General features: G+C 71.7%; 17 protein-coding genes and 1 pseudogene. 9 read left to right on the top strand and 9 right to left on the bottom strand.

From position 1 onward, the window contains the following. Window positions 1–95: 95 nt before the first annotated feature. Window positions 96–938: a sigma-70 family RNA polymerase sigma factor gene (locus ABZ471_RS03250; protein WP_359061840.1), complete on the bottom strand. Its 843-nt coding sequence runs from the start codon at window positions 936–938 to the stop codon at window positions 96–98. Between the two features lie 101 nt (window positions 939–1,039). Continuing rightward, window positions 1,040–1,477: an alternative ribosome rescue aminoacyl-tRNA hydrolase ArfB gene (arfB, locus tag ABZ471_RS03245; protein ID WP_359061838.1), complete on the bottom strand. Its 438-nt coding sequence runs from the start codon at window positions 1,475–1,477 to the stop codon at window positions 1,040–1,042. 150 nt (window positions 1,478–1,627) lie between these two features. Here arfB and ABZ471_RS03240 point away from each other — a divergent pair, with 150 nt between their 5' ends. Continuing rightward, window positions 1,628–2,203 (top strand): TerD family protein, encoded by a 576-nt coding sequence (locus tag ABZ471_RS03240; protein ID WP_359061836.1) that lies wholly within the window; start codon window positions 1,628–1,630, stop codon window positions 2,201–2,203. Between the two features lie 201 nt (window positions 2,204–2,404). Here the strand turns inward: ABZ471_RS03240 and ABZ471_RS03235 are convergent, their stop codons facing one another. Then, window positions 2,405–2,833, bottom strand: coding sequence for a hypothetical protein (locus ABZ471_RS03235; protein WP_359061834.1), 429 nt, complete (start codon window positions 2,831–2,833; stop codon window positions 2,405–2,407). Between the two features lie 147 nt (window positions 2,834–2,980). Between ABZ471_RS03235 and ABZ471_RS03230 the strand changes: the two genes are divergently transcribed. Further along, window positions 2,981–3,922: a bifunctional GNAT family N-acetyltransferase/NUDIX hydrolase gene (locus tag ABZ471_RS03230; protein WP_359061832.1), complete on the top strand. Its 942-nt coding sequence runs from the start codon at window positions 2,981–2,983 to the stop codon at window positions 3,920–3,922. Window positions 3,923–4,254: 332 nt separating this feature from the next. Next, on the top strand, window positions 4,255–5,808 hold the full coding sequence (locus tag ABZ471_RS03225) for a M4 family metallopeptidase (protein WP_359062267.1): 1,554 nt from the start codon (window positions 4,255–4,257) through the stop codon (window positions 5,806–5,808). 36 nt (window positions 5,809–5,844) lie between these two features. Here the strand turns inward: ABZ471_RS03225 and ABZ471_RS03220 are convergent, their stop codons facing one another. After that, the gene (locus ABZ471_RS03220; protein WP_359061830.1) at window positions 5,845–7,236 is read right to left on the bottom strand and encodes a M1 family metallopeptidase; all 1,392 of its coding nucleotides are present in this window, start codon (window positions 7,234–7,236) and stop codon (window positions 5,845–5,847) included. A gap of 91 nt (window positions 7,237–7,327) precedes the next feature. On the opposite strand from ABZ471_RS03220, the gene ABZ471_RS03215 reads away from it, so the two are divergent. After that, on the top strand, window positions 7,328–7,828 hold the full coding sequence (locus ABZ471_RS03215) for a hypothetical protein (protein ID WP_359062265.1): 501 nt from the start codon (window positions 7,328–7,330) through the stop codon (window positions 7,826–7,828). 6 nt (window positions 7,829–7,834) lie between these two features. On the opposite strand, the pseudogene ABZ471_RS03210 reads toward ABZ471_RS03215, so the two are convergent. Next, a pseudogene (locus ABZ471_RS03210) lies at window positions 7,835–9,473 on the bottom strand (IS200/IS605 family accessory protein TnpB-related protein). Between the two features lie 153 nt (window positions 9,474–9,626). Further along, window positions 9,627–10,328, bottom strand: coding sequence for a pentapeptide repeat-containing protein (locus ABZ471_RS03205; RefSeq protein WP_359061828.1), 702 nt, complete (start codon window positions 10,326–10,328; stop codon window positions 9,627–9,629). Window positions 10,329–10,468: 140 nt separating this feature from the next. Between ABZ471_RS03205 and ABZ471_RS03200 the strand changes: the two genes are divergently transcribed. Continuing rightward, window positions 10,469–11,629 carry an NAD(P)-binding protein gene (locus ABZ471_RS03200; protein WP_359061826.1) on the top strand — a complete coding sequence of 387 codons (1,161 nt, stop codon included), beginning with the start codon at window positions 10,469–10,471 and terminating at the stop codon, window positions 11,627–11,629. A gap of 48 nt (window positions 11,630–11,677) precedes the next feature. Further along, window positions 11,678–12,652 (top strand): zinc-binding dehydrogenase, encoded by a 975-nt coding sequence (locus tag ABZ471_RS03195; protein ID WP_359061824.1) that lies wholly within the window; start codon window positions 11,678–11,680, stop codon window positions 12,650–12,652. Between the two features lie 60 nt (window positions 12,653–12,712). On the opposite strand, the gene ABZ471_RS03190 is transcribed toward ABZ471_RS03195, so the two are convergent. From ABZ471_RS03190 to ABZ471_RS03180, 3 genes are all read right to left on the bottom strand, one after another. Continuing rightward, complete coding sequence (locus ABZ471_RS03190; protein ID WP_359061822.1) at window positions 12,713–13,195, bottom strand: GNAT family N-acetyltransferase; 483 nt, start codon at window positions 13,193–13,195, stop codon at window positions 12,713–12,715. Window positions 13,196–13,259: 64 nt separating this feature from the next. Continuing rightward, window positions 13,260–14,666: an FAD-dependent oxidoreductase gene (locus ABZ471_RS03185; RefSeq protein WP_359061820.1), complete on the bottom strand. Its 1,407-nt coding sequence runs from the start codon at window positions 14,664–14,666 to the stop codon at window positions 13,260–13,262. Further along, window positions 14,663–15,340 (bottom strand): rhomboid-like protein, encoded by a 678-nt coding sequence (locus tag ABZ471_RS03180; RefSeq protein ID WP_359061818.1) that lies wholly within the window; start codon window positions 15,338–15,340, stop codon window positions 14,663–14,665. The genes ABZ471_RS03185 and ABZ471_RS03180 overlap by 4 nt, the downstream gene beginning before the upstream one ends. Before the next feature lie 10 nt (window positions 15,341–15,350). Between ABZ471_RS03180 and ABZ471_RS03175 the strand changes: the two genes are divergently transcribed. From ABZ471_RS03175 to ABZ471_RS03165, 3 genes are read left to right on the top strand one after another with little or no spacing between them, the layout of a single operon-like run. Next, the gene (locus ABZ471_RS03175; RefSeq protein ID WP_359061816.1) at window positions 15,351–16,253 is read left to right on the top strand and encodes an aminoglycoside phosphotransferase family protein; all 903 of its coding nucleotides are present in this window, start codon (window positions 15,351–15,353) and stop codon (window positions 16,251–16,253) included. A gap of 58 nt (window positions 16,254–16,311) precedes the next feature. Further along, window positions 16,312–17,382 (top strand): right-handed parallel beta-helix repeat-containing protein, encoded by a 1,071-nt coding sequence (locus ABZ471_RS03170; RefSeq protein WP_359061814.1) that lies wholly within the window; start codon window positions 16,312–16,314, stop codon window positions 17,380–17,382. A 58-nt stretch (window positions 17,383–17,440) separates the two neighbouring features. Continuing rightward, window positions 17,441–18,469 carry a methyltransferase gene (locus ABZ471_RS03165; protein WP_359061812.1) on the top strand — a complete coding sequence of 343 codons (1,029 nt, stop codon included), beginning with the start codon at window positions 17,441–17,443 and terminating at the stop codon, window positions 18,467–18,469. Window positions 18,470–18,573 lie beyond the last annotated feature (104 nt).

Below are 18,573 nucleotides of genomic sequence, written 5' to 3'. Positions count from 1 at the left end.
CCCGGAAGAAATAACCCCGCGGAATCCCGAAGCCGCTCTCACCATCCGCGCCATGATGAGGCGCCGTTGGGCCGGCCTGACCCGCCGGACAGGCCCTAGACGGGCTCGACGGTGAGCGTGGCCAGCCGTGCCGGATCGGACACGACCTCGATCACCGCGATCCGGTCGCGTACGAAGGTGAAGGTCAGGACGCGCTCGGGGCGGCCGTCGGCGGCCTGGGCCACCAGGCCGGGCACACCGTCGATCAGCGCCGGGTGCGCGATCTGGCCCAAGCGGGCATAGCCGGTCGCGCCGGCGGCGACCGCGGCCGCGCCGGCGGTCACACCGGCCTCGCTGCGGGCCACCACGTCCGGGTCGAGCACGGCCAGCAGACCCTCGAAGTCGCCGTCCCGCGCGGCGGCCAGGAAGGCGTCCACGACGTCCCGCTGCCGGGCGAGGCGGGCGTCCGGGACCTCGGCGCCGCGCACCCGCCGCCGGGCCCGGCTGGCGAGCTGCCGGGCGGCCTCCGGGCTGCGGCCGAGAACGCCGCCGATCGCCTCGAACGGCACCGCGAACAGGTCGTGCAGCACGAACGCGAGCCGCTCGGCGGGCGTGAGGGTGTCGAGGACGACGAGCAGGGCGACCCCGACCGAGTCGGCGAGCAGGGCGTCCTGAGCGGGGTCCGGCTCGGCGGACGGCTCCGGGTGCCAGGTGTCCAGGGGCTGCTCGGCACGCGAGCGGCGGGAGCGGAGCATGTCCAGGCAGACCCGGCCGACGACCGTGGTCAGCCAGCCCCCGAGGTTCGCCACCTGCCGCTCGTCGGTCCGGCTGAGCCGGAACCACACCTCCTGCACGGCGTCCTCGGCCTCGGCGGTGGACCCGAGCATGCGGTGGGCGACGGCACGGAGACGGCCCCGGTGCGTCTCGAAGCGCTCGGCGAGAAAGTCGTGGTCACTCATGGGCGGGCCGCCCTCTCCATCCCGTTCCGTCTGCGGTCGGTGGGATGACGGATCAGGGAGCGGAGATGTGACATCCGCCCGCGCACCGACGCCGGGCGCGGCTACCCCCAGTCCCGCCCCGAGCGGCCCCGCTTCGTGTCCGAGCGCTGCTTCTTCTCGCGCAGCCGGCGCTCGTTGATCCCGCGCGGGATACGGGTCGGTCTGCGGGGCTTGGGCGGGGGTGCGGTGGCCTCGGCGAGGAGGGCGGCGAGGCGGACGGCGGCGGTCTCGCGGTTGCGCCACTGGGAGCGGTGCTCGGAGGACCGTACGACAACGACCCCGTCCACCAGGCGCCCGGCCAGCCGCTGCAGCGCCCGCTCCTTCCACACCTCGGGGAGCGCCTCGGTGTGCGCGAGGTCGAAGCGCAGCTCCACCTGCGAGTCGCTGGTGTTCACGTGCTGCCCGCCGGGCCCCGAAGACCTGGAGAAACGCCACGCCAGCTCGGCCTCGGGAAGCGAGACCGAGCCACGGATGATGTAGGGCCCGGACATGCGTCCCATGTTCCCGGTCCGGCCCGCCTCACGTCACCCGGTTTTCGCCGTCGGTAAAAAAGGTAAAGGCATCCGGAACCACCGGGACCCCCCTCGACGTTCTTCGGGGTGACGGTAGCTTCGTCGGCACAGAAACCTAAAGGGAAGGGACTCCCAATCATGGCTGTAAGCCTGTCCAAGGGTGGCAACGTCTCGCTCACCAAGGAGGCTCCGGGCCTGACCGCCGTCACCGTGGGCCTCGGCTGGGACGTCCGCACCACCACCGGCACGGACTTCGACCTGGACGCTTCCGCGATCGCGGTGAACACGCAGGGCAAGGTCTACTCCGACGGCCACTTCGTGTTCTTCAACAACAAGCAGACCCCGGACAACTCCATCGTCCACACGGGCGACAACCGTACGGGTGAGGGCGCCGGCGACGACGAGGCGATCAACGTCAACCTCGCAGCCCTCCCGGCCGACATCGACAAGATCGTCTTCCCGGTCTCCATCTACGACGCCGAGAACCGCGGCCAGAACTTCGGCCAGGTCCGCAACGCCTACATCCGCATCATCAACCAGGCGGGCGGCGCAGAGATCGCCCGCTACGACCTCTCCGAGGACGCCGCCACCGAGACGGCCATGGTCTTCGGCGAGCTGTACCGCAACGGCGCGGAGTGGAAGTTCCGCGCGGTGGGCCAGGGCTACGCCTCGGGCCTGGTGGGCATCGCCCAGGACTTCGGTGTGAACGTCTGACGCGCGCTGCGCTGAGCGGGAGCCCCTGGCGGTGGTGTGCTGCGGCCGGGGGCTCCGGCGTTCGGTCGGTTCGCGGACGCGTACGGAACGAAGTTCGCCCAGGCGCCGTGCGAAGGCCGGGCGGGGGCCGGCGGTCGACGACGCTGCGGAGCCCGGGCAGTAGCGATGAGCACGCGCAGGCTCCCGGCCAACCGGGCCCTGTCAGCCCATCGGCCGGTAATAGCCCAGCACAGCAGCCAGTTGGGTGAACCACTCCCCCAGCCGCGCCCTCGGCTTCGCCTCGACCACGCACTCGTAGACGCTGCCGTCCAGGAGGACCACCGCCACCATCAGGTCCTTGCCGGACGGGCTCGCCTTGTAGTGGACGCGGCTGATCTCCTGCCAGGACATGTCGATGGACAGGCCGTGGTCCTCGAAGGCCACACCTGAGGTGTCGACCACGACCGAGTTGTGGCGGTCGACGGCCATGAACTCCGGACCGCCGGCAGGTGGTGGGGGCGGGGCCGGCGCGTAGGCGTTGGCGTAGTGGGGTGGCGGTGGGCCGAAGCCCGGCGGTGCAGTCGCCGGTGGCGGCGGTGGCTGTTGGCCGTACGGGGGCTGGTTGCCGTACGGCGGTGGCTGCGTGGTCATCGTCTTCCGTCCCCCGATCGTGGTGTGGCTCCTGGGGAAATCTACCCAGTGCGCGGGAGACGCGAAGACCTCGGCCCCCTGCGAAAGGAGACAAAACAGCAGGTAGCGGCAGCAGGTCTGCCTCAGGTCAGCGGATACCGTCGTGCCATGATTCTCGAACAGCTCACCCCGACGGACGGTGCCCTCCCCGGTGAGCTGCTCACCGAACTCACCTCGCTCTACGCCGCCAACCGCGAGTTCTTCGCGCTCAGCGGTGACTTCCCGGATCCGGACGACATCCGGCCGGAGCAGGTGGCGGCGGAGCTGGCCGCGGAACTGGCCCACCCGGACGCCGAGGTGCTGCTGGCCCGTGCCGAGGGGCGGCTGGTCGCGGTCGTGATCACGCTGACCCGCCATCCCGACCCGGCCGACCCCGATCCGTGGATCGGCCTGCTGATGGTCGACGCGGCCGCGCAGGGCAGGGGGTACGGCCGGCGGGTCGCCACGCTGGTCGAGGAGCGCTTCCGCACCGCCGGGCGCCGGGCCGTACGTCTGGCCGTCCTCGACAACAATCCCCAGGGCCTGGCCTTCTGGACCGCCCTCGGCTACGAGGTGATCGGCCACCGCCCCGACCGCACCCTCGGGCGCCCCTGTGCCGTGCTCCGCAAGGTGCTGCGCACCCCCCGGCAGGCGGCCCGCGTCGCCGTCGTCGACCCGGACGGGTCCGTCCTCCTCTTCCGGTACGACAACGTCGAGGTCGGCGTCCACTGGGCGCTGCCCGGCGGCGGCCTGGAGGCGGACGAGGGCCCGCGCGAGGGCGCCCTGCGGGAGCTGTGCGAGGAGACCGGCTGGGCTGATCTGGAGCCGGGCCCCCTCCTGTGCACCTGGGAGCACGACTTCACCCACACCGGCACCCCCGTCCGCCAGCACGAGCACATCTACGTCACCCACGGCCCGCACCGCGAACCCGCCGGGCCCGGTCTGGCCGCCGCCCACGCCGACGACGGCATCCTCACCTGGCGCTGGTGGAGCAGACAGGAGCTGGCCGAGGAGGCGGAGCCGGTGTGGCCGCCGGACCTGGCCCGGCTGCTGGACGAGTGGGAGGGCTGAGCCCGGCGCTCCGGGGCAGGTGTGACGTCAAGGGCTTCGAGTGCGCTTGATTCAGGCGGAGTTGAATACCCCCACCCTGTCCGGATAACGGATTCCGCAGCACGCCTTTCGGATACAAGCACGTAAAGTCTTGTCGGCGGCCTGTCAAACAGGCCGTTCTTGCTGTCACTCTCTCCTCGCCGCCGCAACTCTGTGCATCCCCTGTGTCCCGCCTGCGTCTCCAACCCCACGGAGACCAGCCTGAAGGAGATCGAGTGAGCCAGCAGCCCCACGCTCCCCGCACGTCCCGCAAGACCGCCGTACGCGCCGTCGCCCTGGTCGGCTCGGCCGCCATGGTCGTTCTCGCGCTGCAGAACGGCGCCGCCGCCGCCCCCACGCACACCCCCGGCGCCGCGGCTCTCCAGCTCAGCACCACCGCCCGCGCCGCAGCCCTCGCGTCGGCCCAGCACAACGCCGGCGCGGCAGCCGGCGAACTCGGCCTCGGTGCCAAGGAGAAGCTGGTCGTCCGGGACGTGGTGAAGGACATGGACGGTACCGTCCACACCCGTTACGAGCGGACGTACACCGGACTTCCCGTCCTCGGCGGCGACCTGGTCACCCACGTGGCCAAGAACGGTTCGCTCAAGGGCGTCAACAAGGCGACCAAGGTCCGGATATCCGTGCCGACCACCACCGCGGCCGTCTCCCCCTCGAGCGCGAAGAAGAACGCCCTCGAGGCCGCCGACTCCGCCAAGGCCACGGCCGCCACCCCCCGCAAGGTCGTGTGGGCCGCCGGCGCCAAGCCGGTCCTCGCCTACGAGGCCGTCGTCAAGGGCCTCCAGCACGACGGCACCCCGAGCGAGCTGCACGTCATCACCGACGCGCGGACCGGTAAGGAGATCTACTCCTACGAGGGGATCGACACCGGTACGGGCACCAGCCGGTACAGCGGCACGGTCCCGCTCGGCACCACCGCCTCCGCCTCCGGCGGCTTCGACCTCATCGACGGCGGCCGCGGCGGCCACAAGACGTACGACCTCAACGGCGGCACCAACGGAACCGGCACCCTCTTCCACGACGCCGACGACGCCTGGGGCGACGGCACCGTGACCAACCGCCAGACCGCCGCTGTCGACGCCGCCTACGGCGCCGCCGTCACCTGGGACTTCTACAAGTCCGCCTTCAACCGCAACGGCATCGCGGGCGACGGCAAGGCCGCCTACTCCCGCGTCCACTACGGCAACGCCTACGTCAACGCCTTCTGGAACGACAGCTGCTTCTGCATGACGTACGGCGACGGCGCGAACAACGCCGACCCGCTCACCTCGCTGGACGTGGCCGGCCACGAGATGAGCCACGGGCTGACCGCGGCCACCGCGAAGCTCAACTACAGCCGAGAGTCGGGCGGCCTGAACGAGGCGACCTCCGACATCTTCGGCACCTCGGTGGAGTTCTTCGCGAACAACTCCTCCGACCCCGGTGACTACCTCATCGGCGAGAAGATCGACATCAACGGCGACGGCACCCCGCTGCGCTACATGGACAAGCCCAGCAAGGACGGCGGCTCCGCCGACTACTGGTCGAAGACGGTCGGCCGCCTCGACGTGCACTACTCGTCGGGCGTCGCCAACCACTTCTTCTACCTGCTGAGCGAGGGCAGCGGCGCGAAGACGATCAACGGGGTCTCCTACGACTCCCCGACCTACAACGGCTCCACGGTCACCGGCATCGGCCGGGCCAAGGCCGACCAGATCTGGCACAAGGCCCTGACCACGTACTTCACGTCGACGACCAACTACGCGGGCGCCCGCACCGGCACCCTGCAGGCCGCAGCCGACCTGTACGGCTCGGGCAGCGCGGAGTACAACGCGGTGGCGGCGGCCTGGACGGCGGTCAACGTCAAGTAGCCGCAGGCGCAAGGCAGTACGGCGGCCGGCCGCCCGTCACGGGTGGGCCGGCTTGCCGTCCCCGTACAGCCAGTCCTTCCAGATGCCGGCGAAGTCCTTGTCCGGGGCCGCCTTCTCGACGTACGCGGTGAAGTCGGCGGTGCTCGCGTTGCCGTAGCGGTGGGCGGCGGCCCAGCCCCGGATGATGTCGTAGAAGGTGTCGTCGCCGACCTTCTGGCGGATCTTCTGCAGGACCATCGCGCCGCGCTCGTAGACGGGGCTGTCGGAGACGTGCGCGGCGCTGGAGGGCTTCGCCGGCGGGAAGGCCCACACGGCCTCGTCGTCGTCCTCGTACAGCTCGGTGAAGGTCTCCTGGGCGCTCTTGCCGCCGTTGTCCTCCTCGTACAACCACTCCGCGTACGTCGCGAAGCCCTCGTTGAGCCACATGTCCCGCCAGCTCTTCGGGGTGACCGAGTCGCCGTACCACTGGTGGGCGAGTTCGTGCACGAGGGTGCTGGTGTCGGTGGCGCCGGGGAAGACGGGCCGGGTCTGGGTCTCCAGGGCGTAGTCGAAGGCGTCGGACGGGGCGATGATCGCGCCGGTGGAGGAGAACGGGTAGGGCCCGAAGTTGGTCTCCTCCCAGTCGATGATCTCGGGGATCTTCGCGAGCACCTTCGCGCTCGCCTCGACCTGGGTGGGGTCGACGGCGGTGAGGACGGGCAGACCGTGCGGGCCCGTGCTGCGGGTGATCTTGTAGGGGCCTACGGCGACGGTGGCCACGTACGTCGCCATGGGCTGGGCGGTGTGCCAGGCGAAGGTGGTGCGGCCGCCCTGGGTGCTCTGGCTGGTCAACTCGCCGTTGGAGACGGCCTTGAGGCCCTTCGGGACGGTGACCTTGATGTCGTACGTCGCCTTGTCCGAGGGGTGGTTGTTGCCGGGGAACCAGGTCATGGAGCCGACCGGCTCGCCGAGGGCGACCGCGCCGTCGTCGGTCTCCAGCCAGCCCTCCTCGGAACCGTCCGCGTCGGTGAGGGTCTTCGGGGTGCCCGAGTAGCGGACGGTGGTGCTGAACGTCTCGCCCTTACCGAGGTCGTCGTGGGGGCGGACGGTGAGTTCCTGGCCGGTGCGGTTCCAGCGGGCGTCCTTGCCCTCGACGGTGACCGAGTCGACGTCCAGCCCGGCGAGGTCGAGGTCGAAGGCGGACAGGGCCTTCGTGGCGCGGGCGGTGATGACCGCCTTGCCGGTGAGGTGGCCGGAGTCCGGGGTGTAGTCGAGGGTCAGGGCGTAGTGGGTGACGTCGTAACCGCCGTTGCCCGCTTTCGGGAAGTACGGGTCGCGCACGCCGGAGCCGCCCGGGGTGCCGTGGACGCCGCCGTCGCACGCGCTGCCGGTGAGGGCCAGGGCGAGGACGGCTGCGGCGGACGGGACAAGACGCGCGGATCTGGACATGTCAGCGATCTTAGGCGGGCGGGGCGCCCCGGAGGAGGGCCGGGGTGTACCGGAACAGGGCCGGGGCGGTCGGCGTGACACCATCTCCTCCGTGCTCGACATCGGCTACGCCCTCTCCAACCGCTTCCCGGACCCGCCGCAGACGGACTACCGGCGCGCGGACGTCCACGCGCTGCGGCACGACCTGTTCTGCGGGGACGTCTACCTCGCGGACACCAAGGCGGACCGCGAGCTGTCCACAGCCTGGGGATGGGTGCCCGTGCTGGACTTCGCGTGGGCGCTGTGCGACATCGTGGAGCAGCTGGACCGGGATCCGCTGGGCTCCCGCGCCTCCCGGCCTCAGCAGGCGGAGCTGGACTTCACCGAGTCCACCGACCGGATGCTCTTCGAGCGCCGCTTCGGCTGGGTGGACATCGAGGCCGACTGGATGCCGGCCGAGGAGGCGCCGCTCACCTTCTCCCATGCCGAACTGCGCCGCGAGGCCCGCGACTTCCTGCACGACCTGATCGCCGACCTGACCGACCTGCACGAGTCCCTGTCGGAGAACCCGGCCCTCTGGACACTCCAGTCCCGCTTTCCCCGGCTGCCGTGATGCCGCTCACCGTTCCTGATCAGTGGGCAGGAGTGAGTCTTGGACCCATTCCTGGTCACTGCGGACATCCCGAACGGTTTTGGGTGTCCTGGTCGCCCGCGTTCGCTCCGCGTCCGGCGGCACGGATCGTGTCCGTGGTCCGGGGATGCGGGGGCGGGTCTCCTCACGCCCGAGAGCACGCCGGTCGGCCTGGACGGTCCGATGCCCCTGTTCATCACTCCGGTGAGCAGGGGGCGGTGTCGTCCGTCGCCGGATCGGGTGCCCTTGAGCGCGTCGTCCGATCGCGATGCCCGCGGCATCGTGACGGGTGGTCTTGCGGTTCTTGCTGGTGAGGGGCTTTCGCCAGTGCTGGGCGCCCCACCGGCTGGTGTAGGCCGGGTCGACGGCGATGATGCTGATGCCGGTGGCATCGGCCATCGAGGTCAGGCGGGCGCGGAGCCTGCCGGTGGGCATGCCGGAAATCAGTTGCCGGAACCGCTTCTTACGGCCATGTTTCTCGCGGGTCTTCTCCGCACCGAAGTCCAGGTCCTCGACCGCGATGGCGGCGACGCCACAGGTCTTGGCCCAGTTCAGCAGCCGGATCAGGGCGTGCCTCACCTGGGCGTCGCGATGCGAAGCGGTGCCGGACAGGTCGTAGCCGAACCGGCGCGGTTCGCCGACGGGGTTGCCGTGGGTGTCGAGGCGCCAGGCGGCAAGGTGGTCGGCGTTGGTGTCCACGCCGATCAGACCGCCCGCGCGGACCGCCGCCAGCGGCACCGTCCGGGCCGGCGGGATCGTCCACGCCGCGGACAGATACCAGCGGCCTCGTGCGGTGTCCTCGGGGATGCGGTAGGCGACCGCCCGGTTGGCCTCCACCCGGTCACGCCACTGCTCCCCCCCGGTGGGCGAAGCTCACCCGGGCGGTGAGCAGGTACCGGCCGTGCGGGGCGTTGGCCAGGTGCGCCAGCGGCGTGGGGAGCTTGATCGAGACCTCGCCGTCGGGGGTGACGCGGATGGTCTCGTTGCCGTACCGCTTGCCGGACTCACCGTCCGCCTGCAGGAACCGGCGCCCGGCCTGCCACCGCCGCCGCCACTCGGCCTCGGTGAGCCCGGCCGCATCAAGATGGTGCCGGGTGGCCAGCAGCCGCCTGCCGCCGCGCACCACGCGCACCACACCCGCATCCCAGTCGGCCCGCGCCGCCCGAAGCCGGTCTTCGAGCACGTGCAGACGACGGGACTTGGCATGCCATTCCCCCCTGCTGCGGTAGCCGCCCGGCGCGTGTCTGCTGCCCTTCTCCCCGACCGGCAGGGACAGCCGGTGCGCGATCGTGCGGACACCGGCTTCCAGGCTGTGGATGTACGCGAGGTGTCCACGCCGGGCCAGCGCCCACTGATCATGGGTGGCCTTCGTGACCGACCCCGCCCACCGCGAGGAGGACTCCCGGGTGAGGGCACGCTTGCGCTCCGCCCACTGCTCGCTGTCGTGGTCCAGCCCGGCTGCGCACCGCGCCTTCAGATCCCGGCAGGCCAGTGCGCCCAGATGGTCGCCAACGAGGCGAAGGACCTCCTCGTCCCTGACGGTCAGGTGCTTGAGCCGGTCACGGACCGCAACCCCCGCCGGGCCCGGCACCACGAACGGTGCCGCCACCTCCCGCAGCCCGCCCACCCCATCACCCCCGACCCCGCCCGCAAACCGAAGACCCTCCCATCGCATCCAACGACCACCAGCCGCGAAGGTCACGCATTCGACGGGCGAACACGCACTCCCCTTCCCGCAGTGCCCACACACCGTGACCGACAGACTTACTCATGCACGCAGTCAACAGACAGCAGTTGCCAACCCCTCCACCCGGATGCCCAGCTCCGCCGCCAGCACCGGCGCCAGGTCGAGCAGCTGCCCGGTACTGATCACCGCCCCGGACAGCCGGTCCAGGCCTCGGGTGATCTCCAGTGGAGCGGCACCGCGCAGGTCCACGTCCTTCAGGGTCGCGCTGCTGAAGTCGGCCTCCTTCAGGGCGCAGTCGACGAACTCGACCCGCTCCAGGCGGGCTCCGGCGAAGTCCGGTTCGAGCAGGACGCAGGAGTCGAAGACGACGTCCTTGAGGCGGGCCTCGCGGAGGTTCAGAAAGTCGATCTTGCCGCCGCGGACGACGACCCGCTCCAGGACGGCGCCGTGGAGCTGGGTGCCGCCGAGGCGGGGGTCGAGCAGCTCGACGTCGCGGAACGTGGACTCGGCAAGGTACGTGCCGACACCCCGCAGGCCGGTCAGGACCGAGTCCAGGAACCGGGCCCGGCCCAGTGCCGTCTCGTCCACCGCGCAGTCCGTCAGCGCACAGTCCATGAAGCGGGCGCCCGCCCCGTCCTGCCGGGCCAGGTCCGCCTCCCGGAACTCCAGCCCGTCGTAGTCGCCGTCCGGCGCCAACTGGCCGTCCGTCCAGGGTTCCAGTGCCGGCAGCCGCATCTCCGGCCGCCGTGCGCCCTTCACTCCTGCCCGCTGCGTGCCCGTCGCTCTCCTCGCCATGCCCCCATGCTGCACTGCGCCACCGACAATCGGCCCGACCTGCGGAAACCGGATCCGCGGCCGGCCGATGTCACATTTCAGGGGGCTGGTGCGGTCTTACTCACGGACGAGGCGAACCGACCCGAGGGAGACCGCACCCCATGCACCGCATCACCGTCGTCGGCGGCGGCTTCGCCGGACTCACCGCCGCGATCACCGCCGCCGAGGCAGGCGCCAAGGTCACCGTGTACGAGGCCCACCACACCCTGGGCGGCCGGGCCCGCACCGCCGAGGGGCCGTACCGGACCAACGAGGGCCCGCACGCCCTCTACAACGGCGGCCCGCACTGGACCTGGCTCAAGCAGCGCGACCTGATCGGACCGCTCGCCCCGCTTCCGCCATTGGAAGCGGCCCGGCTGCGGCTGCGCCACCACGGCGTCCTGCGCCGCACCCCGCCCTTCGCGATGCTCAAGCTGCTGCGCCCGGGCGTCCGCCAGGCCCCCGTCGACGCCGACTTCCTCGGCTGGGCGACCGGCATCGCCGGCGAGGAGGGCGCCCGCGCCGCCGCCCACTACAGCGCCGTCGCCCTCTTCCACCACGACCCGGGCGCCCTGTCCGCCGCCTTCGTGCAGGAGCGCCTGCGCCGGGCCACCAAGCTGCCCCCGGAGGCGCACTACCCGCGCGGCGGCTGGGCGAGCGTCATCGACCGGATGGCCGCGCGGGCCTGGAACCTCGGCGTGCGGATCGAGACGCTGGCGCGGGTCGACGCCCTGCCGACCGGCACGCCCGTGGTCCTCGCCACCTCCCTCCCCGCGGCCCGGCGGCTGCTCCGCGACGACTCGCTGACCTGGCCCGGCGGCCGTACCGTCCTGCTCGATCTCGCGCTGCGCACCCGGCGCGGGGACGCCTTCGCCGTCTCCGATCTCGACGCGCCCGGCTGGCTGGAGCGGTTCACGGCGCAGGACCGGACCCTGGCCCCGGCCGGGGAACAACTGCTCCAGGGACAGTTCCCGATCGGGCCGGACCAGGTGCGCGCCGACGGTCTGGCCCGGGCCGAGGAGCTGCTCGACCTGGCCTTCGAGGGGTGGCGGGAGCGGGTCACCTGGCGGCGGGAGGCCGTGGCGGAGGGACGTACGGGGGCCGTGGACCTGCCGGGCAGCAGCTGGCGGGACCGGCCGGCCGTGGACCGCGGCGACGGCGTCTACCTCGCCGGCGACCAGGTGGCGGCGCCGGGCGTGCTGTCGGAGGTGTCCTTCAACAGCGCGGTCACCGCGGTCGCGCTGATCCTCGGCCGGCCCGTCCTTGACCTCAAGCATGCTTGAGGTCGAAGAGTGGGCCTCCGGAAACGAAGACACATCACTGGGGGTCCCATGCATGCCGTGCGTCTGTACGCCTTCGGGCCGGCCGAGAACCTGATCCTCACGGAGGCCGAGGACCCGGTCCCCGGGCCGGACGAGGTGCGGATCGCCGTGGCCGCCGCCGGGGTGCACCTGCTCGACGCGGCCCTGCGCGAGGGGCACCAGGGCCCGTTGCCCGAGCCGCCCGCCCTGCCGACCGTCCCCGGCCGCGAGGTCGCGGGGACCGTGGACGCCTGCGGCGACGGTGTGGACGGCGCCTGGCTCGGCCGGCGGGTGGTGGCCCACCTCGGGTTCGCGCCCGGAGGTTATGCCGAACTCGCCGTCACCGGCGCCGAACGCCTGCACGAGATACCGGAGAGCCTGGGCTTCGCCGAGGCCGTCGCGATGATCGGCACGGGGCGTACGGCCCTGGGGATCGCGCAGTTCGCGGAGCCGGGGCCGGACGACGTGGTCGTCGTACCGGCGGCCGCCGGCGGCATCGGCACGCTGCTCGTGCAGTACGCCAAGAACGCCGGAGCCGTGGTGATCGGCCTGGCGGGAGGGCCGGAGAAGACCGCCCGCGTGCGCGCGAACGGCGCCGACCTGGCCGTGGACTACACCGACCCCGACTGGCCGGCCAAGGTCCGCGCCCACCTCGGCGGGCGGCCCGCCACCCTGGTGTACGACGGTGTCGGCGCCGCGGTCGCCCGGGAGGCCGTGGCCCTGCTCGGGCCCGGCGGCCGGCACCTCGTCTTCGGCTGGTCGGCGGAGGGCATCGGGGAGGGCCGGCAGGGCTACCACGTCGAGGGCGTCTCCGAGTCGGTTCTCGGCCCCGCCATGCTGCAGCGGGCGGGCGGTCTGCGCGCGCTCGAACTGCGCGCCCTCACCGAGGCCGGCCGGGGCCGCCTGCGCCCCGCCGTCACCCGTTTCCCGCTCTCCGAAGCGGCGGCCGCGCACCGGGCGCTCGAGACGCGCGGCACGATCGGAAAGGTGGTGCTGGAGCCATGAGGCACCCTGTCGGTGATCAGTCGGCCGACCGGCCCGGCCCGGCCGCTGCCCCGTAGGTGATCAGTCGGCGTTCCGGCCCAACTCCGTGAGCGCCCCGTCCGTGAGCCGGTACACGGTCCACTCGTCCTGCGGGCGGGCGCCGAGGGCCTCGTAGAAGCCGATCGCGGGCCGGTTCCAGTCCAGCACCGACCACTCCAGGCGCTCGTAGCCGCGCTGCACGCAGATGCGCGCCAGCTCGGTCAGCAGCGCCCGGCCGTGGCCCCCGCCCCGGGCGGACGGGCGGACGTACAGGTCCTCCAGGTAGATGCCGTGCACCCCGCGCCAGGTGGAGAAGTTCAGGAACCACAGCGCGAACCCGACGGGCTCGCCCGTCCCGTCGTCCACGGCCATGTGCGCGAACGCCGCGGGCCGCTCCCCGAACAGCGCCTCCCGCAACTGCTCCTCGCTCGCCCGCGCCTCCTGCGGGGCCTTCTCGTACTCGGCCAGCTCACGGACGAGCGTGTGTATGACGGGGATGTCTGCGGGTGTCGCGGTGCGAATCATGAGGGGGAGGGTAGCGCCGTGCCCCTGGTGCCGGCCGTGGCGGTGCCGGTCGCCCTCGGGTGTCTCAGTGACGCCCCGCCACCCGGTCCGCGAGTCGGGCCAGCCGGGAGGAGTCCGTGCTCGGGTGGAGGCGTTCACGCTGGTCGGCGGCGCGGTAGGTGGCGTACATGCCCTGCACGCCCAGCCAGCGGAAGGGTTCCGGTTCCCACTTGCGGACCCTGTGGTTCACCCAGGGCAGGTCCGTCAGCCCGGTGCGGCCGGCCTGGCCGGAGTCCTGCTGGACGAGGTCGCGCAGGGTGCGGGCGGCCAGGTTGGCGGTGGCGACGCCGGAGCCGACGTAACCGCCCGCCCAGCCGAGTCCGGTGGCGCGGTCGAGGGTGACCGTGGCGCACCAGTCGCGGGGCACGCCGAGGACACCGGACCAGGCGTGCTCGACGTGCACGCCCGCGAGGGCGGGGAAGAAGCGGGTCAGGATCTCCCGCAGCGCCTCGATCGTCTCCGGCTGGGTGCGGCCGTCGTTGTCGGTGCGCGAGCCGAAGCGGTACGGCACCCCGCGCCCGCCGAGCGCGATCCGCCCGTCGGCCGTGCGCTGCGCGTACATGTAGGCGTGCGCCATGTCGCCCAGCGTCTCCCGGCCGTCCCAGCCGACGGTCGCCCACTGCTCCTCGGTGAGCGGTTCGGTGGCGATCATCGAGGAGTTCATGGGCAGCCAGGTGCGCCGCTGGCCCTTCAGGGAGGCGGTGAAGCCCTCCGTGCAGCGCAGGACGTAGGGGGCGCGGACCGTGCCGTAGGGGGTCACGGCGTGCTTGGGGCGGATCTCGGTGACGGGGGTCGACTCGTGGATGGTCACGCCGAGCGCCTCGACGGCCGCCGCAAGTCCCTTGACCAGCTTCACCGGGTGCAGCCGGGCCCCATGCGGGGTCCAGGTCGAACCGACCGCGCCGGCCACCCTGATCCGCTCGGCGGTCTGCCGGGCGCCGTACAGCTCGCGGTCCTTCTCGCCGTACGACAGCTCGTGCTCGTGGAACGCCTTCAGGCGGGCCAGCTGGGCGGGCGTGGTCGCCACTTCCAGCACCCCGCCCCGGTGCACATCGGCGTCGATGTCCTCCGTCTCGGTGACCGCGACGACCTCGGCCACGGTGTCGTTCATCGCCCTCTGCAGGCGCACGGCGGCCTCGTGGCCGTGCAGCTTCGCGTACCGGTCGCGGCCCGCGATGCCGTTGTACAGCCAGCCGCCGTTGCGGCCGGAGGCGCCGTAGCCGCAGAAGTTCTGCTCCAGGACGGTGATGCGGAGGAAGGGAGCGGCTTGCTTGAGGTAGTACGCGGTCCACAGTCCCGTGTAGCCGGCGCCGACGATGACGACATCGGCGGACGCGTCCCCGCACAGCGGCTCCCGCACCGCCGGGAGACCGTCGTCCGCGTACCAGAAGGAGATGCCGCCGTTGACGACACTGCTTGCCGAGCTGCTCATGCGCGGACGTTAACCCACAGCGCAGCCAGTGTCTCCTTCGGATTCCATGCTTTTCCGCAGCCTCTGACCAGCGGATAACAGCCGAGACCGATCAGTACGGACAGAAAGTGCCCGAAGTCGGTGAAGGTGCGGCTGCCGGCCAGCGGGACCGTGTAGATCGCGAACAGGGTCGCCAGGTACAGGTATCGCCAGGGGGGCGCGATCCGGTAGGCGAGCACCGCCACCACGCCTGCCAGCGCGTAACTGACGCCGATGTCCAGGGTGTTGACCGCGGACTGCGGCGCATGGGCGTCGTGGATCGCCTTCAGCAGGGCCAGCTCGCTGATCAGCGTGGCGAGCACGTGCGCGGCCGCGCACACCGCGAGCCAGCGAAGGGTGCCGAGCCAGCGTTCGGCCTGGGCGTGGAAGACGGTGTACAGCACGGCGTACGGAACCCAGTGCCCGCCGTCGATCCACATCGCGCTGGTGATCAGCACCCGCACGGGGTTCTGCGACAGCTCGTGGATGTTGGTCGACCGCCGCCGCAGGAAGTGCTGCTCGAACTCGGGCGACATGTGGTGCAGGGCGACCGTGGTGACGAACAGGATCAGCAGCCAGACGTAGGTGCCCGGGGCGCTGCGGACATAGACCGCGGCCGCCCCGAGCCCACGCCGAAAGGGGATGACCCGGTTCACAGTCGTCAGTATGGTCGGCAAGGTGATCGAGGTGCCTGGCGAGCTGGCCGCTTCTCAGGAGAAATTCAACGGGGCCGCGGGTCGGGCGTTCGTCGCGGACCTGCCGCGGCGGGCCGAGGAGTTCCTCGGGCGCTGGGAGCTACGGGTCGACGGGCCCGCGATGTTCGGGGTGACCGCGCTGGTCCTGCCGGTCGTGCGGACCGACGCGAGCCCGGCCGCGCTGAAGCTCCAGCTGCTCGACGAGGAGAGCGCGGGCGAGCCCGTGGCGCTGCGGGCGTGGGCCGGGGACGGGGCCGTACGGCTGCTGGAGCACGACGGGCCGACATGCACCCTGCTGCTCGAACGGCTGGACGAGAGCCGCATGCTGACCGGCCTCCCGGAGGCGCGCGAGGCGGTCCTGGTCATCGCCGGTCTGCTGGCCCGGCTGACGTCCGTGCCGGCTCCGGCGGGGCTGCGCCGTCTGGGCGATGTCGCGCAGGCGATGCTGGACCAGGTCCCCTGGGCGCTCGGCCGGATTCCGGACGCGGCGGACCGCCGCCTGGTCGCGGACTGCGCGGCCGCGGTGCGCGAGGTGGCCGCCGAGCCCGGCGACCGGCTGCTGCACTGGGACCTGCACTACGACAACGTCCTGGCGGCCGACCGGGCCGAGTGGCTCGCCATCGACCCCAAACCACTGGCCGGCGACCCCGGCTTCGACCTGCTCCCCGCGATCGACAACCGGTACGACTCCGCCGAGACCCGCTGGCGCTTCGACGCACTGACGGAGGCGCTGGGCCTGGACCGGGCGCGGGCGCGGGCGTGGACGCTGGGGCGGGTGCTGCAGAACTGCCTGTGGGAGCTCGCAGACAACACGGACGGCAGGCCTCTTGACGACGTGCAGCTGGAGATCGGGCGGGCGCTGCGCGGCGCCTGACACGCCGCCGGATGGCGTATCCCCCAACACGGGATTAATCGGTCATACCGTACGCGATATGAAGAGATGTCACATCGCCTATCTCGCGTGCACCGCCGCCCTCCTCGGCGCCGGACTGGGCGCGGCTCCCGCAGCGGCCACCCCCAGGGTCCTGGTGGTCCACCCCGGTGAGTCGATCCAGAAGGCGGTCGACGCCGCGCAGGCCGGAGACACCGTTCTCGTGCTCGCCGGCACCTACTACGAGAGCGTCAAGATCAGCACGCCGAGGGTGACTCTGCGGGGCGTGGGCGCCCGGACGGTGATCAGGCCCGCCCGCACGAAGGCCTCACCCAAGGTCGCCAACAGCTGTGCCGAGGGCGGCAACGGCATCTGCGTGGTGGGCGAGAAGACCAAGAACATCGAGGGCGTCACCGTCGCCGACCTGACGGTGACCGGCTTCAGCCGGACCGGTGTCTTCGGCATGGCGACGGACACCATGACCGTGCGCAGGGTGTACGCCTACAAGAACGACGTGTGGGGCATCGCCCAGGAGCGGTCCGTGCACGGGATCCTCCGGAACAACTACGCACGCGACAACGGCGACGCGGGCCTGTTCCTCGCCAACACCATCAAGGAGGAGGCGGGCGCCTACGACGCCGGGCAGACGCTGGTCCAGTACAACCGCGTCGAGGGCAACCGGATCGGCGTCACCGTGCGCAGACTGCGCAATGTCAGCGTCATGGCGAACCGCGTCACCGGCAACTGCGCCGGGGTGTTCCTCGTCGGCGACGAGAACAAGCCCAAGACCGGCGACCTGAGCGTGATCGGGAACCGCGTCACCGGCAACAACAAGTCCTGCCCGAAGACCGAACGGCTGCCCCGGCTGCAGGGCTCCGGCATCGTCCTGACGGGCACCGAGAGGACCCTGGTGACCGGGAACCGGGTCTCCGGCAACACGGGCACGTCCCCACTGTCGGGCGGCATCGTGCTCTTCCGGAGCTTCGTGGGCGTGACCAGCGACCAGAACCGGATCGCCGCGAACGCGCTGGGGAACAACTCCCCGGCCGACCTCGTGAACACGGACCCGGGCAAGGGCAACACCTTCGAACGGAACTCCTGCCGGGCCTCCAAGCCCGCGGGCCTGTGCTGACCGCCCGACCGCTGCCTCTGTTGGACAGATCGAAGGCCGAAGAAAGAGAGGGCGGCAGATGACGTCCGCTGAAACAGCCCCACCGCCACCCATGCGGCTGCGCGAACTCGTGTTCGGCGCGGCCTGTGCCGCCGCCGTCCGGGCCGCCGCCCGGCTGGGCGTCGCCGACGCCCTCGAGACCGAGCCGATGGCCGTCGAGGACCTCGCGGCCGCGGTGAAGACCGAACCGAAGCCGCTGCGCCGGCTGCTGCGGGCCCTGTCCTGCTACGGCGTCTTCGCCGAGCAGCCGGACGGCACGTTCGCGCACACCGCCATGTCCCGGCTGCTGCGCGAGGACGACCCGGACAGCCTGCGCGCCATTGCCCTGTGGTGCACCGAACCCTGGACCTGGGACGCCTGGCCCAGGCTGGACGAGGCCGTGCGCACCGGCAGGAACGTCGTGGAGGACCTCTACGGCAAGGAGTTCTTCACCTACCTCAACGAGGACGCCCCGCAGTCCGCTGACGTCTTCAACCGCGCGATGACCCGCTCCAGCGAGCAGTCGGCGCGTGAGGTGGCCGCCCTGCTGGACCTGTCCGGCAGCAAGTCGGTCGCGGACCTCGGCGGCGGTCAGGGACATGTGGTGGCGTGCCTGCTGGACAAGTACCCGGCGATGTACGGCAGCCTGCTCGACCTGCCCCGGGTGGTCGAGAACGCCCTGCCGCGGCTGCGCGAGGGCGGCGATCTCGCCGGCCGCGCGCGGATCGTGCCCGGCGACGTCCGGGAGGCCGTGCCGGTCCGCTCCGACGTCTACATCATCAAGAACATCCTGGAGTGGGACGACGAGAGCACGGCCCGCCTGCTGCGCAACGTCGTCGAGGCGGGCGGCCCGGGCACCCGGGTCGTCGTCATCGAGAACCTGGTGGACGACACCCCCTCGATGCGCTTCAGCACCGCCATGGACCTGCTGCTGCTCCTGAATGTCGGCGGGGCCAAGCACACCACCGACTCCATGGTGAGCAGGCTGACCACGGCAGGCCTGAAGGTGGACGACATCCGGCCGGTCAACCCGTACCTGCACGCGTTCGAGTGCCACGTGCCGGGGTGACGGGGCACCCGGGCACGGAACACCGGCCAGCAGCAGCTCTCCGGTCGACGGGGACAGCGTCGCCGCCACCACCCGTTCGTCCTCGTCCACCGCGAGGGACACCA

This window comes from Streptomyces sp. NPDC005728, assembly GCF_040630895.1.
Classification (GTDB): Bacteria; Actinomycetota; Actinomycetes; order Streptomycetales; family Streptomycetaceae; genus Streptomyces.
The sequence above is the reverse complement of the archived record's forward strand: the minus strand, read 5'-3'. Positions and strand labels throughout refer to the sequence as shown.